9 protein-coding genes are annotated in these 14315 nt (G+C 59.4%); 3 read left to right on the forward strand and 6 right to left on the reverse strand.

Annotation, left to right across the window (positions count from 1 at the left end; translation table 11 throughout):
• Window positions 1-19: 19 nt before the first annotated feature.
• The 3 genes from FHT09_RS02910 to FHT09_RS02920 form a co-directional block, all read right to left on the reverse strand.
• Entirely contained in the window at window positions 20-3175 is a 3156-nt protein-coding gene (locus tag FHT09_RS02910; protein ID WP_258077170.1) for a TonB-dependent receptor, read from the reverse strand.
• A gap of 85 nt (window positions 3176-3260) precedes the next feature.
• The gene (locus FHT09_RS02915) at window positions 3261-4259 is read right to left on the reverse strand and encodes a FecR domain-containing protein (RefSeq protein ID WP_104604925.1); all 999 of its coding nucleotides are present in this window, start codon (window positions 4257-4259) and stop codon (window positions 3261-3263) included.
• Complete coding sequence (locus FHT09_RS02920) at window positions 4252-4803, reverse strand: sigma-70 family RNA polymerase sigma factor (protein ID WP_243848934.1); 552 nt, start codon at window positions 4801-4803, stop codon at window positions 4252-4254. The genes FHT09_RS02915 and FHT09_RS02920 overlap by 8 nt, the downstream gene beginning before the upstream one ends.
• Window positions 4804-5342: 539 nt before the next feature.
• Here FHT09_RS02920 and FHT09_RS02925 point away from each other — a divergent pair.
• The 3 genes from FHT09_RS02925 to FHT09_RS02935 all read left to right on the forward strand — a co-directional run bounded on the left by FHT09_RS02925 (window position 5343) and on the right by FHT09_RS02935 (window position 8568).
• A complete protein-coding gene (locus FHT09_RS02925; RefSeq protein WP_181141231.1) occupies window positions 5343-6431 on the forward strand; it encodes a histidine kinase in 1089 nt (362 codons plus the stop codon).
• Window positions 6428-7132, forward strand: coding sequence for a LytTR family DNA-binding domain-containing protein (locus FHT09_RS02930; protein ID WP_230608565.1), 705 nt, complete (start codon window positions 6428-6430; stop codon window positions 7130-7132). The genes FHT09_RS02925 and FHT09_RS02930 overlap by 4 nt, the downstream gene beginning before the upstream one ends.
• Before the next feature lie 107 nt (window positions 7133-7239).
• Window positions 7240-8568: an acyl-CoA thioester hydrolase/BAAT C-terminal domain-containing protein gene (locus FHT09_RS02935; RefSeq protein ID WP_181141230.1), complete on the forward strand. Its 1329-nt coding sequence runs from the start codon at window positions 7240-7242 to the stop codon at window positions 8566-8568.
• A gap of 268 nt (window positions 8569-8836) precedes the next feature.
• Here the strand turns inward: FHT09_RS02935 and FHT09_RS02940 are convergent, their stop codons facing one another.
• The 3 genes from FHT09_RS02940 to FHT09_RS02945 form a co-directional block, all read right to left on the reverse strand.
• Window positions 8837-10519: a methyl-accepting chemotaxis protein gene (locus FHT09_RS02940; protein ID WP_258077169.1), complete on the reverse strand. Its 1683-nt coding sequence runs from the start codon at window positions 10517-10519 to the stop codon at window positions 8837-8839.
• Window positions 10516-11076 carry an MCP four helix bundle domain-containing protein gene (locus FHT09_RS20160; protein WP_258077168.1) on the reverse strand — a complete coding sequence of 187 codons (561 nt, stop codon included), beginning with the start codon at window positions 11074-11076 and terminating at the stop codon, window positions 10516-10518. The genes FHT09_RS02940 and FHT09_RS20160 overlap by 4 nt, the downstream gene beginning before the upstream one ends.
• A 99-nt stretch (window positions 11077-11175) precedes the next feature.
• Window positions 11176-13446, reverse strand: coding sequence for a methyl-accepting chemotaxis protein (locus FHT09_RS02945; RefSeq protein ID WP_104605177.1), 2271 nt, complete (start codon window positions 13444-13446; stop codon window positions 11176-11178).
• Window positions 13447-14315 lie beyond the last annotated feature (869 nt).

Consider the following 14315-nt stretch of genomic DNA (forward strand, 5'->3'; position numbering starts at 1 on the left):
ACTGTCCATGATCGTGAGCTCAGAAGCGGCCCGTTAGGCTCAGCTTGATAGTCCGGCCAGGTGCTGCCATGAGTGATCGCGTCGCCGGATCGACGTAGTAGCGATCTGTGAGATTGGTGCCCGTAAGTTCCATCGTCAGCCTGGGGCTGAGCTTGTAGGTGGCATAGGCATCGACGAGCATCGTGCTGGCCCAGGAGAAGGGGACATTGAAGGTATAGACCAGTCGGCCGTCCCCGCTTTGAATCGAATTTCGTCTAAACCAGTCGAGATCGGCATTTTCGTACTGCTTGTAGTAGCTCAGACGTGTGCCGAGCTCCAGGCGCTTGTCCATGAAGCGTCCGCCCAATGAAGCGCTGGACGAGAACTGTGGAGCGCTCTGCGTCAGCAAGTAGCCGCCCACAAATCCATAGTCGACACAACTGGGCACGATGACGCCGCTGCCGACGACATAGCCATTCGTGCTCGATAGCAATGCTGCCGTCTGTTCGTCGCAGACTTCGTTTTTGAAGTTGTAGTTGATTGCAAGATCCGCAAACACGCGCCCTGAGTCATATCGGCCCTGGAACTCCACGCCTTCGATGATTTGCTTGTCGATGTTGCGGAACTTGAAACTGGGGTCGCGTTCGATCACATCACGCGTCTTGTTCTTGTAGTAGGCAAATTTGATGTCTGCCACTGATTCTGGCGACAGCAGCTGTGCCAGGTCGTAGACATAGCTCACCTCCACGTTATGCGCATGCTCCGGTTTGACACCTTCGGCGTCCAATGAGGCCGAGAAAGCGATCGTACTTTCGAACATGCTCGGATAGCGAAGCGTCTCACCGTAACGAACATAGATGCGGCTGTAATCATCCAAGTAGAGCGTGGCAGCGTAAAACGGCGTCCAGCCGTGGTCTTTGCGCTTTGTCGCCGATGCCGGCCTGATTTCAGAAACGGCGGAGGTCTGGCAAAGCTGACCCACCGCCGCCGGATCTGTCTCGAGCGAGCCATTCAGGCAGACATTGCCGGCTTTGGTGAACCGGCCGTCTGCATCGGCTTGCCACACGCCTTGGTGATCCACACTGTAAGTGGTCGGCACATCGGTCAGAAGCAGTGCGGCAATCTCGTCGAACTCTTCTTGCGTAATGATCTCCAGTTCGAGCAGTTCGCGATTGGACGCAAGTTGGTCTTCGATCAGCGCTTCGCGCTCAGCCTGGGTGTAGGTACCCACGGTGGTATAGCGGGTGGTGTAGCCCGTGGTGACTGCTTGGCGAATGTCATCCTGGTGGCTGTCGAGGAAATCGTCAAAGGCCCAGTAAGACGAGTAGCGTGCGCCGGCACTGAGCGCGAGTGCTTCAAATGGACGCCACTCGAATTGGAAGTTGCCTTGTCGCTCTTCGCGTCGGCCCGCACGCGGATACATACGCCAGCCATCGCTTACGCCAAAATACGCGTCCGTGGAGGTGAGGCTTTCGTGCTGAAAGCTTCCTCCCACAGTCAAGTCCAGCTGATCAGTCAAATGCAGCGTGTTGCTCAGTGTCACACCATTGCGGGCATTTTGAGCGTTGGCAAGCGCCGTGTTCCTCAGCAGGGGAAATCCCGGACCTTGCGCATAGTTGGGGAAGCCACCTGCGGTGTAGGTGTCGCTCTGGGTGTCGGTTCGCCAGAAATTGGCATAGAAGTCGATGACGCGGCTGTCTTGAGGTTGCCATTTGTATTCGGCGTTCCAGGCCTGGGTATCCACCCGACTCAGTGGCCATTGAACGGCGCTGCGATCTTCTGATTCGATGATGCGTGACGGCATCACCTCGCCGTAATGCGACGAGCTGCTTCGGTAGCCTAACTGCAGCACTTGATCGGGCGTGATGCGCCAAGTGGACTTAAAGAGCCAAGATTCCATTTGGCTCGACGTATTGGCTACCTCATTGCCCGGCAGCCAGTAGTTGGCCATGGACAAGATGTAGTCGTCGGCGTTGCTGCTGCGCGGGTGTGAGTAGTAGCCTACGCCATGCTTGCCTGCAAAATAGTTGCCACGCTCGCGATAGCTGTACGCTGCCAGCAGATCGAGATCCTCCGTGGCCCTCCATCCCAATGCCAAACGATAGGCGTAATCCTCGCCACCGAGGACATTGGCGCCACCTCCGCCACTTCGCGGTTGGAACATCAAGGTGCGGTCGGTGTAAGGGATGTTGGGCGTTTGCTGTGGGAAGCCGTCCACCGTTCGATAGTCTTCGCCCGTGTGGAGCGTCGGCAGGCGTGGCCTCACCGCATTGCTGCTGCCTTCCAGGCGAAATTCCGCCCCAATGGTTTGACCTTCGTCCAGGATGTCTTCGACATCTAGCGTGTTCACCACCATCGCGCCACCGATGCCTGTGGTGACATGACGGGTCAGCGACGGACCTTTGAGGATTTGGATGCCGCCAATCAGAAACGGGTCGATGTAGTTGCGGTTGCTCGCGCCGTTATAGCCACGCCAGACAGTAAGGGCCTGCTCGGTGCCATCAATGGTGACAGGCACGCGTCCTGGCCCTTGGATGCCGCGAATGTTGAGGTCCAACGCGCCGCTGTTGCGCGCATCACCGCTGAAAACCCCCGGGATTCCGTTGACAAGATCTGACGGTGTCTTGCCCTTGAAGCGTTCAATCGTGGCACGATCGATATAAGCGGTGGAAATGTCGAGGTCGTAGACGTCGTCGGCGCCCCGGCGGTCCCGTTCCTTGCCCTGGCTCGCCCCCAAGTTTCCGCCGACCCGCAGCATATCGGTGGTGCGGGCTGACGAGCGGACTGCGCGCACGATCAGGCTTTGGCCCTGCTGACTGGCCTCCAGGCCCGTTCCGCTCAGAATCCGCGCCGCGCCGTCATGGGCGGTGAAGTTGCCCTTGAGGCCATTGCTCCTCAGGCCTTTGGTCAGCGATGCATTTACGACGACCCCAAGTCCTGCCTGGCGGCCGAAGCTCAGCAGGGCTTGATCGAGCGGTCCTTCCGAGACATCAAAGGCAATGGTGGCCTGCTGGGCGTGCGCGGGCGGCGCAAGGGCAGTCAGGGCCGTCGTGCCAGTGGCAAGTTGAGCCAGCAGAACGGCAAGGGCAAGTGGGTGGCGTCGAGCGCGCCGGGTGGTGGTGGCGGGAAAGGGGCGTTGTGCCGCCATGGCGAAGGCAATCCTCAGAAGTGAAGTCTTGCCCGCTTTGCTGATCAAAGCGGGTGTTCATGAGGTTTGCCAATCGAGATCGCCAAATCTGCCACCATGCAGCGAAAATTATTCGCTATCTCACGAAAATGGCTCAGTGCTTTGCCGGGCCAACCAGGATCAGCCAAGGCGACACACGTCGGATGGAGACCTGAAGGACTTGAGGCAGGGTGTCCAGGATGGCATTGACCGGGTCGGCCCCGACCAAGGTGTAGAGCGCAGTGAGACGAAGCTGCGCGACCGATGCCTCGCAGCGGATCCAGCCGCGTCGGTAGCGCGACAACTCGGCTAAGAAGTCGTGAAGAGTCATGCGATTGGCTCGGATCAGGCCAGCCGTCCAAGCCACCGCGCTTTCATCGAGGGGCGTCAGGCGTCCCGAGTGCTGATGATCGAAAAACACCTGGTATCCGGCGGGAACCCGCAGGGAGGATGTTGTCTCTCTCGTTAGGTCGACAGCGCCTTCTTGTACCGTCAAAAGCACGCCGCCGTCGCTCAGGCGGACCCCGAATCGCGTGCCAATGGGCACTAGCGTTGCCGACGGCATTTCTACGACGAAGCGCCGGCCCAACGCGTCTGGTGCGGTGACGATGTCCACTTCGCCTTCGTGAAGGATGATGCGTCTGGTCGCTTGGTCAAAGCGCACATCCACCGCGCTTGCGGTATTCAGGCGAAGCACGGTGCCGTCGGGTAGCGTGAGACGCTTCTGTTCGCCGACCTGGGTTCGAAGATCAGCGGTGGCGATATGCCACTGTCGCGAAAGGCCGAGAGGTCCTGACAATAGACAGCTGCCCGCCAGCCCTGTGCCACCCCAGAGCAGGACTTTCAACGCGTGGCGTCGCTGCGGCGAGGCATTCGCGCTGCCGAGCACCTCACGTGAGACGTTGCTTGGAATGGACGCGAGGCGGTCCGTCATGCTTCCACGGAGCGCCTCGATCCGTCGCCAGGCCTCGGCATGATCGGGATCGGCCCGTTGCCACTGTGCAAAAGCGTCCTGCTGTTGATGGTCAGGCTGGCCGGAGGCCAAGCGCACATACCAATGGATCGCTTTGTCGATGACCTCTGGTGGCAGGACGCGTGCGCGAGCGTTACCCATAGCTGGCGCGGTAACAGCCTTGAAGCGCGCGGATCATGGCTTTCTGGACCATGTTGACGGTGATCCCGAGATGCCTGGCAATCTTGGCGTAGGGCCAGCCATCGAGTTGAGAGAGCAAAAACGCCTGCCGGGATCGTGCAGGAAGCCCATCGAGTAAGACATCGATCTCCTCCAACGCCTCTAAAGCAAGCTTTGCCTCTTCAGGAGAAGGGGATGCCATCTCGCCCCGGGCAGCCAGCGCATCTAGGTAAGCCCTCTCGATGGACTGGCGACGCCAATGATTGACGACCAAGCCATGTGCAACGGTGGTGAGGTAAGCGCGAGGCATGCGAATGGCGTCGGTCGGTATGCGCGAGCAGATCAAGCGCATGAAGGCGTCTTGGGCCAGATCCAGTGCCAAGGCGTCGTTGCCGAGCTTCCTGATCAACCAGGATTTAAGCCAGCTGTGATGATCAACATAGATGTTCTGGAGCTGAAGGCGAGCCTCACCTGTCAACACAAGGGCGGAATCACGCATCATCCTGTCGCCATAAATGAGAATCATTCACATCTTAGGCCAAGGGCCCTGCTAGTGCAAACAGATGCAGACCGCACAAGGCGGAGTGAAGAACCGCGCATCCTGGTCGAAGTCGCGCCGTCTCCAAATAGCATCGATCGGCTGGGCCTGGGGGCTTCCCTGTAGATGGTGGATGCAGCGAAGGGCTCTGCAGAAAACAGGTGTGAGCAGCGGTAACGCAAGCCGTCCTAAGAGGCGGAGCGGCGAAATCAGGGCGTTCTTCTCGTCGATTGCGACTGTGGCCACCAGTGACCTGGCTCAACGCGCTGGGCGTCCAGCGGACCTCGGCGCGTTTCAGGATCTGACGTCTCCCGGCGCGTGCGATAGCCGTGCTGCCGGCTAAATCCACCAGTCCGAGGGCACCAACGGTGGTGTGCGAGCTGCCTTACAGCGGCGCCCACGGCGACAGGACCGATCCTCCCCAAAGAGGCGCTCGGCAGTCCCACTACCAAGGCGGAGCAGGGCAGGCGAGAATGAGTGGCCGGCACTTTGCCCCGGACACTTATCGGCTCCGAGCATTACTGTCCATGCGGGCGCGCACCTCTTCCATTTCCAACCCTTCATCGGTTTCGGCGCGCTTCCGCTACGCGGGCGTAGCGGTGCCTTGGCTCATGCTTGCGCTCGCTTATACCCCTGCAGTAGCCATGACATCGCTGGCCGAGGACCCGCAAGGCGCTCCCGGCTTGTTGAAGGCTTTCCTGTTTCTAGTCGGCAGCTACGTGCCCTGGGCAGTGGCCACCCCAACGCTTCTTGGACTCGCCAGGCGATGGATCGTTGGAACAGGGGACAGCATTCGCCATCTGGCATTGATCGCCTTGACTGGACTATTTGCCATACCGGTGCTGACGGCGCTGGGCTGGGTGCTTGGGCATGGTCTCCTGCAACTAGCAGGGTTCGTGGGCGCGGGAGGGCTTGATCTTCGCAGCGGTCAGCGCGCACTCGCTGCCACGACGCTGTTCGCCATTCCGCTCTATCTGGTCGTCATGGGGGTAGGGCAGCTTTGGACACACCTGATTTTGAGAAGTGAGCGAGAGGTCGTGCTGGCCCGACTGGACGAAGAAGCGCTGCGGTCCAGACTGCACCAGCACTTCATCTTCAATGCGCTCAATGCGATCGGGGAGCTTGGGCATCGTGACGCCACTCGGGCAGACCGTGCGCTTGGCCATGTAGCGAATATCCTTCGCGCGATGCTGGAGAGCGCACCTGTGGTGTCGCTAAGGGAGGAAATAGGCGCGAGCGCCGAGTTCATCGAGCTGCACCAGGTGCTGTCCGGCGCCATCACATTCGACATCGACATAGAGCCTCGAGCTTGGAACGCCGCCGTTACGTCCATGGCACTGCAACCATTGCTAGAAAACGCCATCCAGCATGGAGCGCGTATTGGTGGGCTGGTCCGGATCAAAGTGAAGGCTATTGTCGAAAACGCGGAACTCATCATCACGGTTGTGAACCCCGTCTGCGGCAAGCAACCCGGTGGGCTAGGCATAGGGTTGGATCACCTGGGGCGGCGATTGGCTCTCACCCACGGTGCCACGGCATCGTTGTCGATCGAACGTCAGGAGACATGCTTTGTCGCAACGATCTGTCTCCCCCTGAGGGGGGCAGAGGCGTCGTGATTCGCACTCTAGTTGTGGACGATGTAGCGCTTGCGCGAGACCGGCTTGTTCGTTTCCTCGCGTCTGAGTCTGATGTGGTCGTGGTGGGTGAAGCGGCCACCCTCGAACTGGCGCTTGAGCGCGCACAGCTCGGAGATGTCGACCTACTGCTGTTGGACATCGGTCTGCCCGATGGGAGTGGCCTGGACCTCGTGAAGCATCTCGAATCAGTTGTGCCGCATATCATCTTTATCACTGCCTACAGTACGCACGCGGTGTGCGCTTTCGACGCTGGTGCATTGGATTACCTTCTCAAGCCAGTAGATCCCAAGCGTCTACAGCTTGCGATGCGGCGCGTGCGTCAGCGCATAGACGGTAGGGGTGCGGAGATTGCCCGCCTGGCTGTTGAGGTGGGTGATCGAACTGTCTACTTGTCACCGGCGGAGATCGACTATGTCGAGGTGGCGGGCCATTACGTCTGTATCCACGCCGGAAAGGACACGTACTTGCGCCGCGATAGCCTGGCAAGCCTGGCAGACAGTCTTGAGTCGCATGGGTTCGTTCGTATCCATAGATCGTCATTGGTGAATGTGAAGCGTGTCGTGGCGATCCGTTCGGCGCGAAACCAGGATGCCCAACTCGAACTTCTAGATGGCACAACACTTCGGGTCAGCCGGCAATTCCGACCACAGCTGGAAGCGCGTCTACCTCGCCTGTTCTAGCGGCTGTTGCACGATTGAGGCCCCTGGGCACACGACTCGTGCCAAATAGCCGTTGCAAGAAGCGCCTGGCAGACATGCTCGTTGGCCCTTTCTCAGGCCGTCCTGACATGCGCCGACTCGCCCTTCTCTTACTTCTATTCGCCTGCGTCCACGCCAATGCCGCAACGCTTCACGTTTCTTCGTTGGATAGCCAGGCGGATGCGCCCTTGGGTGTGCACGTGTCAGGAATGCGCCCTACGGAGCTCGTGGAGCTCAGGCTTGCGATGAAGGATGCCAAAGGCATCATCTGGCGCTCTAGCGCGGTGTATCGCGCGGATCTAGACGGCATGGTCGACCCGGCAATCACCGCCGCTGAGGCGGGGAGCTACATGGGAATTGATCAAACCGGTCTGTTTTGGTCGATGCAGCCTGAGGGTCCCGCACGACCTTCGCCTTTTCCCATTCAGAGAAGACCCGGGGATCTGCGGTTTTCACCAGCCGAGTTCACTCTTGACGTGGTGTCGGGCGGAAGAGTGGTCGACACAGTGAAGCTGCGACGATGGATCGATGGCAAGGACGTCTGCGCGTTTCCGGTAACATCCGATGGACTTGTGGCCAACGTCTACGCGCCCCAAGGCGCGCTGGTAGATGGACGTCGCCATCCGACCGTCATCACTCTCGGGGGCTCCGAGGGCGGGATCGAGAGTGCCAACATGTATGCGGCCTGGCTTGCCTCTCATGGGTTTGTGGCGATGTCTGTGGCTTATTACCGCATGCCTGGATTGCCCAAGGATCTCGTGCGGGTGCCGATTGATCCTGTCTCGATGGGCGTGACTTGGCTACAAGACCAGAGCTATGTGGATCCCTCCGGGATTGGTGTATTGGGTGGCTCATGGGGCGGAACCATCGCGATGGCCGCTGCCTCACACGACCCACGGCTCCGCGCGGTGGTTTCGTTCGTGGGAAGTCCGGCACCATTCCGCGGAATACAGCGGGATGTAGCGCCGGCCGATTTCCGCGCAGTCAACAAGCCTGGTCTGACATTCAAGGGAAAGGATCTGCCTTTCCTGCCCTATCGTGAAGACGCTTCTTGGCTGGATGAAAAGGATGCCGAGATCCAGTCGACGCTGAAAGCCGCGTTGTTGCCGATTGAAAAGATCAACGGCCCGCTCATGCTCGTCGCTGCAGGAGACGATCGGCTGGGTCTGTCTGGTGAAATGGCGGCGGTGGCGCAACGCTATTTGGCTCGGCATGCGCATGGCACGCACGATCAGATCATGTATTTCAGCGATGCCGGGCATTTGATCTCGCCGCTGTGGCAGCCGACAACTCACCGCCATGACCTAGGACCTCATCTTCAAGTCGGTGGCACCCCCGAGGGCTATGCGCGAGCTGACCGAGAGAGCGGTGCGGCTGTCATCGAGTTCTTGCGATCTGCCCTGGGAAACACGCGTTAGGCGCGCTCGCCCACATGGTTGAGTTCCCGCATCTCTTTGAACCAGGTGGCTCCCCATTTGGCGTTCAACCCGCGAGCACTCAAGGAGGATCGGATGCGACGCGCGACGGACAAAAGCCCTGCCTCGCTGAGCTCCCGTAGCGGCTTCACATAAGCAATGCCCTCAATTCGATGGCCGGTGTTACCGCGCTTGGCAGCTCAGGAGTGAAGTGGAACTGAGGCTAGAAGAACAGGGCCCGCCAGTGGGGCCCCGAGGGCAAATTTGGGAACTAGAACTCCTGCCAACTGCTAGCCGCTAAGCTGCTCGAAGGGGCTGGCGTTACCTGCCTTGAGGTGACTGTATGATTTCCCTTTATTTTGTGCAGCGCTGGTGGACTCGCCATGGAATTCTTAGTGAATCCAGTGGCCGCCGTAGCGATGTTGTGTCCTGCCGAAATTTTGAACGCTGAGACCGCTTCACTTAGCTGCGTTGCCTGCTCCTCCATCGAGCGTGCTGCTGCAGTCGCTTCCTCAACCAGTGCCGCGTTTTGTTGAGTGGCTTCATCCATTTGAGTGACAGTCATATTGACCTGTTCGATGCCAGCCGACTGCTCCTGCGAGGCTGCCGAGATGTTGCCCATGATGTCGGTGACGCGCTTCACGCTAGCAACGATCTCAGCCATTGTAGAGCCGGCGCTATGCACTAAAGAGGAGCCTTCGGCAACTCGTTGGACGGAGTCATCAATGAGTTCTTTTATTTCCTTCGCTGCACTGGAGGACCGCTGGGCCAGGGTGCGGACCTCAGAGGCAACCACCGCAAACCCGCGTCCTTGCTCGCCGGCTCTGGCAGCTTCCACTGCAGCATTCAGCGCGAGGATATTGGTTTGGAAGGAAATTCCATCAATCACGCTGATGATGTCAGCAATCTTCTTGGATGAGGTTTCGATACCGGACATGGTGTCCACGACCTTGTTCACCACGTCGCCGCCCTGGGACGCCACATGCGCGGCGCCAATCGCCAACTGATTGGCCTGGCGCGCATGCTCGGCGTTTTGCTTCACCGTAGACGTCAGTTCCTCCATAGAGGCAGCTGTCTCTTCCAGGTTGGCGGCCTGTTGCTCGGTCCGGTGTGATAAGTCCTGATTGCCGGCAGCAATTTCGGTTGCTGCCGTGGTAATCGATAGTGCAGAGTGCTGGATCCGTCCCACGATTTCCGCAAGTTGCGCTGCGGTGGCATTGGCATCGTCCCGCATCTGGGAAAACACGCCGTTGAATTCACCGGTCATCCGCGCCGTCAGGTCTCCTTGTGCGATGGATTGCAGCAAGGAAGATAGCGATTGCAGATTGGTGTCGGAGGTGGACATCAGTTGATTGAGACTTGCGACCATTGCACGGAAGTCATGCTGGAAGCGCTCGGTGTCTCCTCGCACAGCGAAGTCGCCTGCTGCGGCAGCTGAGGCTAAGCGACTTATTTCCCTGTTGATTGCTGTCAAATTGTGCTTGACCTGATCCATCGTCTCGGTGAGCACGGCTTTTTCGCCGGGTAGACGATCCATATCCTCGGAAAGATCGCCTACGGCATAGCGTCCGGTAATCTGTGCAAGGCGCATCATGACGGCAATGTGCGAACTGGCCAATGCATTGGCATCTCGCACCATATGGCCATACTCTCCTGGAAATGCATCTTCATCCATGCGATAGCTGATCGCACCAACTTCGTGTTGGCGCGCCATTTCTAGCTGCGCCGCGATGACGCCCTGCAAACGGTCACGTATACGATAGACCGCCTTGGCCAGTTGTACGGTCTCGTCTTTACCCGTGACCTTGACGTCGACATCGAGCACTCCGTTTGACAGGTGTTCAACAGCCGTCACCGCCCCTCGGATCGAACGAGAAATCGCATTGCCAAGTATCAGGGCAATGCTGATGCCGGCTAAGGTGATCAGTGCTAGCGCAATTGCCGAGAGCGTCATTGCACGCGTGTTGGCAGCCTGCTGCTGCCGATAACGCAGTTGGCCGAATTGCCTAGCTCTTCGCGCAGCGTGGCAAGCCCGGCGAAGGTGGCGTCGGCATTGTCCTTGACCTGGGTGCGGTTGACTTCCGCGCCGCCGGCAATATCGCCGGCTTCGATCAACTCAACTTGGCGCCGCATGCCTTCATGCATCAGTGCATAACTCGTGGTGATCTTCTGCAACTGGGCGAAATGTTCGCTCTCGTTGTTCAACAGCCGTTTGAGCTCAGCGATGTTGGCTTCGACCTGAGTGAAGCGGTTCTCGTTTTCCTGCTTCCACTGCGCAATCAAATCAGGGGATCCGATCGCGATCATACGCAGGATGTTGATGTCGACTCGGGTCAACTGACCATCGATAGTGCTGGCAAGCACGGAGCCGTTGAAATCACGGTTATAGAGCGTGCCGACGCTGTCCTTGGAATTGTGCAGGCTGTGGAGGAGGAACAGGCAGAGCAGGATGCTGGGAACCAGTGTTCCTAGCAATGCCAACAGGAATTTGCTCTTGATCGTGGCTAGCATGGTAGGCCTTGGTGAAGAAGAATCTGTGCGTCGGGAGAATCGATCGCCGTATCGGCCAGCTGAGGCGATCTGGGCATTCGTTGGCCAATGTCGGCTGGATCAGAACTCCTGCCAGCCTGCGCCATCTGTGGAGCTGGCGACGGGCTGGGGTTTGTGTGGTGCCCGTCGTCGTGCGAGGACTTCTGCAGGCGTCTTCAGTGGCGTTGCCGTCTTCCTGCTGCTTGAGCCAGCAGTGGCGGTTGCAGCAGGAGCTGCTTGGACCGGAAGAGCGTTCTCTTGATCAATCTTGAACACCGCCACCGCCCCGGTGAGCTGCGTGGCTTGCTCTTCCATGGCACGGGCCGCAGCGGTCGCTTCCTCAACCAGTGCTGCGTTCTGCTGTGTCGCTTCATCCATCTGAGTGACCGTGGTGTTGACCTGCTCAATGCCAGCGGACTGTTCCTGAGAGGCCGCTGAGATTTCCCCCATGATGTCGGTGACGCGTTGCACGCTGGCGACGATTTCCGCCATGGTCGAGCCAGCTGTGTGGACCAGGGTTGATCCTTCGGCCACGCGTTCGACCGAGTCGTCGATCAGCGTCTTGATTTCTTTGGCTGCGGCGCTGGAGCGCTGGGCGAGGGTCCGCACCTCCGAGGCGACCACGGCAAACCCGCGCCCCTGTTCGCCAGCGCGCGCTGCTTCGACGGCAGCATTCAGGGCCAGGATGTTGGTCTGGAATGAGATGCCGTCGATCACGCTGATGATGTCCGCAATCTTCTTGGACGAAGCTTCAATCCCCGCCATGGTTCCCACGACGTTGCTAACGATTTTCCCGCCCTGCGATGCCACATCTGCCGCGCCGATCGCCAACTGGTTGGCTTGCCGTGCGTGCTCTGCATTCTGGCGAACGGTGGAGGTCAGCTCCTCCATCGACGCAGCCGTTTCCTCGAGATTGGCGGCCTGCTGCTCGGTGCGCTGCGACAGATCCTGGTTGCCGGCAGCGATTTCACTTGCGGCCGAGTTGATCGAAACGGCCGATTGCTGGATGCGTCCGACAATCTCTGCCAGCTGCAAGGCGGTGGTGTTTGCATCGTCGCGCATCTGAGCAAAGACTCCCTTGAACTCACCCGTCATGCGGGCAGTGAGGTCGCCTGCGGCAATGGACTGGAGCAGCGAGGACAGGGAATGCAGGTTGCCGTCGGCAGTGGCCATGAGAAGGTTCAAGCTCTCGACCATGATCCGGAAGTCGTACTGGAACCGCTCGGCGTCGCCGCGTGCGCTAAAGTCGCCGTTGGCAGCGGCTTGCGCCAACTGTCTGATCTCATGGTTCATACCGGACAGGTTTGTCTTGACCTCATCCATGGTCTGCGTCAGCACGGCTTTTTCGCCTGGCAGTTGCTCCATGCGTTCACTCAGGTCGCCGATGGCGTAGCGTCCCATGATCCGTGCCAGATCGGACTGCACGCTTAGGTGGGAAGCGACCAGGTCATTGGTGTCTTTCGCCATACGGCCGTAGTCGCCCGGGAACGCAGTGGCGTCCATACGGAAGCTGGTCTGGCCTTCGTCGTGGCGCTTGGCCATGTCGCCCTGAGCGCCCAGCAAGGCCTGAAGCTGGTGTTGCATTCCCTGCATGGCGCGCAGTAATTGCCCGGTTTCGTCCTTGGCGTGCGTGCGCACGTCGTTGCCCAGCTGACCACGGGCGATAGCCTCGGCAACTTTGGTGGCGCGGGCTAGCGGCTGGGTCAGGCTGCGGGTGATGAGCCACGCCAGGAGACTGCTGACCAACACGACAATCGCGCCACCCAGGATGAGCAGGAGCTTACCCCGATCCATCGACTCGACGGCGTCCGCATACGCTTGGCGGCTCTGGCCTTCCTGGCGGGTGACGAGTTCACGGATCTTGCCCTGCCAAGCCAGAATGGCGGGGCGCGCCTTCTCGCTCAGGATGACCTGGGCCTGAGTCTTGTCATTCTTGCCAGCCAGCGCCATGACGTCGTCGTTGAACTTCACCGAAGTCGCCCGGCGCTCGTCCATTTCAGCTCGAATTTTTCGACCTTCCTCCGAGCTTGAGAGCGTGTCCAACTTGGTGCGTAAATCGGTGTAGCGCTCACGCTGCGTGGTGATGGTGTCGAGTGCTTCCTTACTGAGCTCTTCACTGGTTGCCATCGAATAAGTGCCCAGTGCGATCAGCAGCGAGGAATTTGCGTCGAGCATCCCGTTGCCAATCTGGATCTTGGCGGTGCGGTCGAGAACGATGAAATCCAGCTGTGCCCGTGCCTCAGCCATCGTGCCTAGCCCCGTGGCCACGAGCAGGCCCGAAAGAAGGATCAGAATTCCGAAAGCGACAGCCAAGCGGTGTCCGACGTTGTAACGTTGAAGGAAGGCAATCATGGACGTCCTAAAGAAGATCACAGGGTAAGCAGCGACGGCCGTGGCTGGTGGCCGGCTGTCATTGGTCCCAATAGCGGCAATCTTCTTCAAAACTGGAATTTCGATCACCAAACCGTAGTTCTGCCCTTCAGAAAAGTCGCCTGCTGTCGGGTGCGAGGGCCTGATGTCCATCGGGCACGCTGGCTGGGCACTGCAGTCCCTCGCCTGAGCGCGTGTGTTTGCACAGACCGACAGGCGCACCAATAGCGTCCTGGTCGAGCCAAGTGACCTCAAATAAGTGCTTCGAAAGATACGTCGGGATGCTGCTGGACAGTGTCCACGATGCCGACGGTCGCCATACTCGCCCAGTGACGCGTCATCATTGGGGCGCGAGGCCGTAGCAGCTATCGCCGACGCTAAGGCAGGTGCGTGAAAATCCAGCCCGCGTAGGAAAGCAGGGCAACGTAGCTGACGAACAGTGCCGTATGGACAGCACGTTGGTGAACCCGGATGAGATGCATGCTTCCCTCGCATACAAGCGCCATTGGCCATGCCGGCAGTGGGTGTGCTCCACACCCCGTGAGATGGAGCGGCCTCATGGCCTCACGTCCGGCCAGGTGATGGTGATGTGAAAGTGGGTTGCTAGCAAATAGGAATTTTCTATTGAAACGTTTGGCCGCAGCTGCGCAGGCATTGGAGTCTCCTGTCGCTGGGCAAGGCCCGCTCCGCGATGCAGCAATGCAGCGTGTGGCCGGCTCATCACACAGGTAACCGGGCTCGGGAGTTCGTCTATCCGTCAAGCGCCGGACAGCAGATGGTTGCCGGTCGCCCTCCCTTGAGCGATGCGGTCGGATACAACGCCTGGCGTCTGGACCGGACAGCGATTGCAA

It is taken from the genome of Xanthomonas sp. CFBP 8152, from assembly GCF_014199025.1.
Classification (GTDB): domain Bacteria; phylum Pseudomonadota; class Gammaproteobacteria; order Xanthomonadales; family Xanthomonadaceae; genus Xanthomonas; species Xanthomonas arboricola_B.

Coding starts and splice junctions, on each gene's coding strand:
- FHT09_RS02915 (WP_104604925.1), bottom strand. CDS start 4,259: ATGGGTAACGCTCGCGCACGCGTCCTGCCACCAGAGGTCATCGACAAA.
- FHT09_RS02920 (WP_243848934.1), bottom strand. CDS start 4,803: ATGATTCTCATTTATGGCGACAGGATGATGCGTGATTCCGCCCTTGTG.
- FHT09_RS02925 (WP_181141231.1), top strand. CDS start 5,343: ATGCGGGCGCGCACCTCTTCCATTTCCAACCCTTCATCGGTTTCGGCG.
- FHT09_RS02935 (WP_181141230.1), top strand. CDS start 7,240: ATGCGCCGACTCGCCCTTCTCTTACTTCTATTCGCCTGCGTCCACGCC.
- FHT09_RS02940 (WP_258077169.1), bottom strand. CDS start 10,519: ATGACGCTCTCGGCAATTGCGCTAGCACTGATCACCTTAGCCGGCATC.
- FHT09_RS20160 (WP_258077168.1), bottom strand. CDS start 11,076: ATGCTAGCCACGATCAAGAGCAAATTCCTGTTGGCATTGCTAGGAACA.
- FHT09_RS02945 (WP_104605177.1), bottom strand. CDS start 13,446: ATGATTGCCTTCCTTCAACGTTACAACGTCGGACACCGCTTGGCTGTC.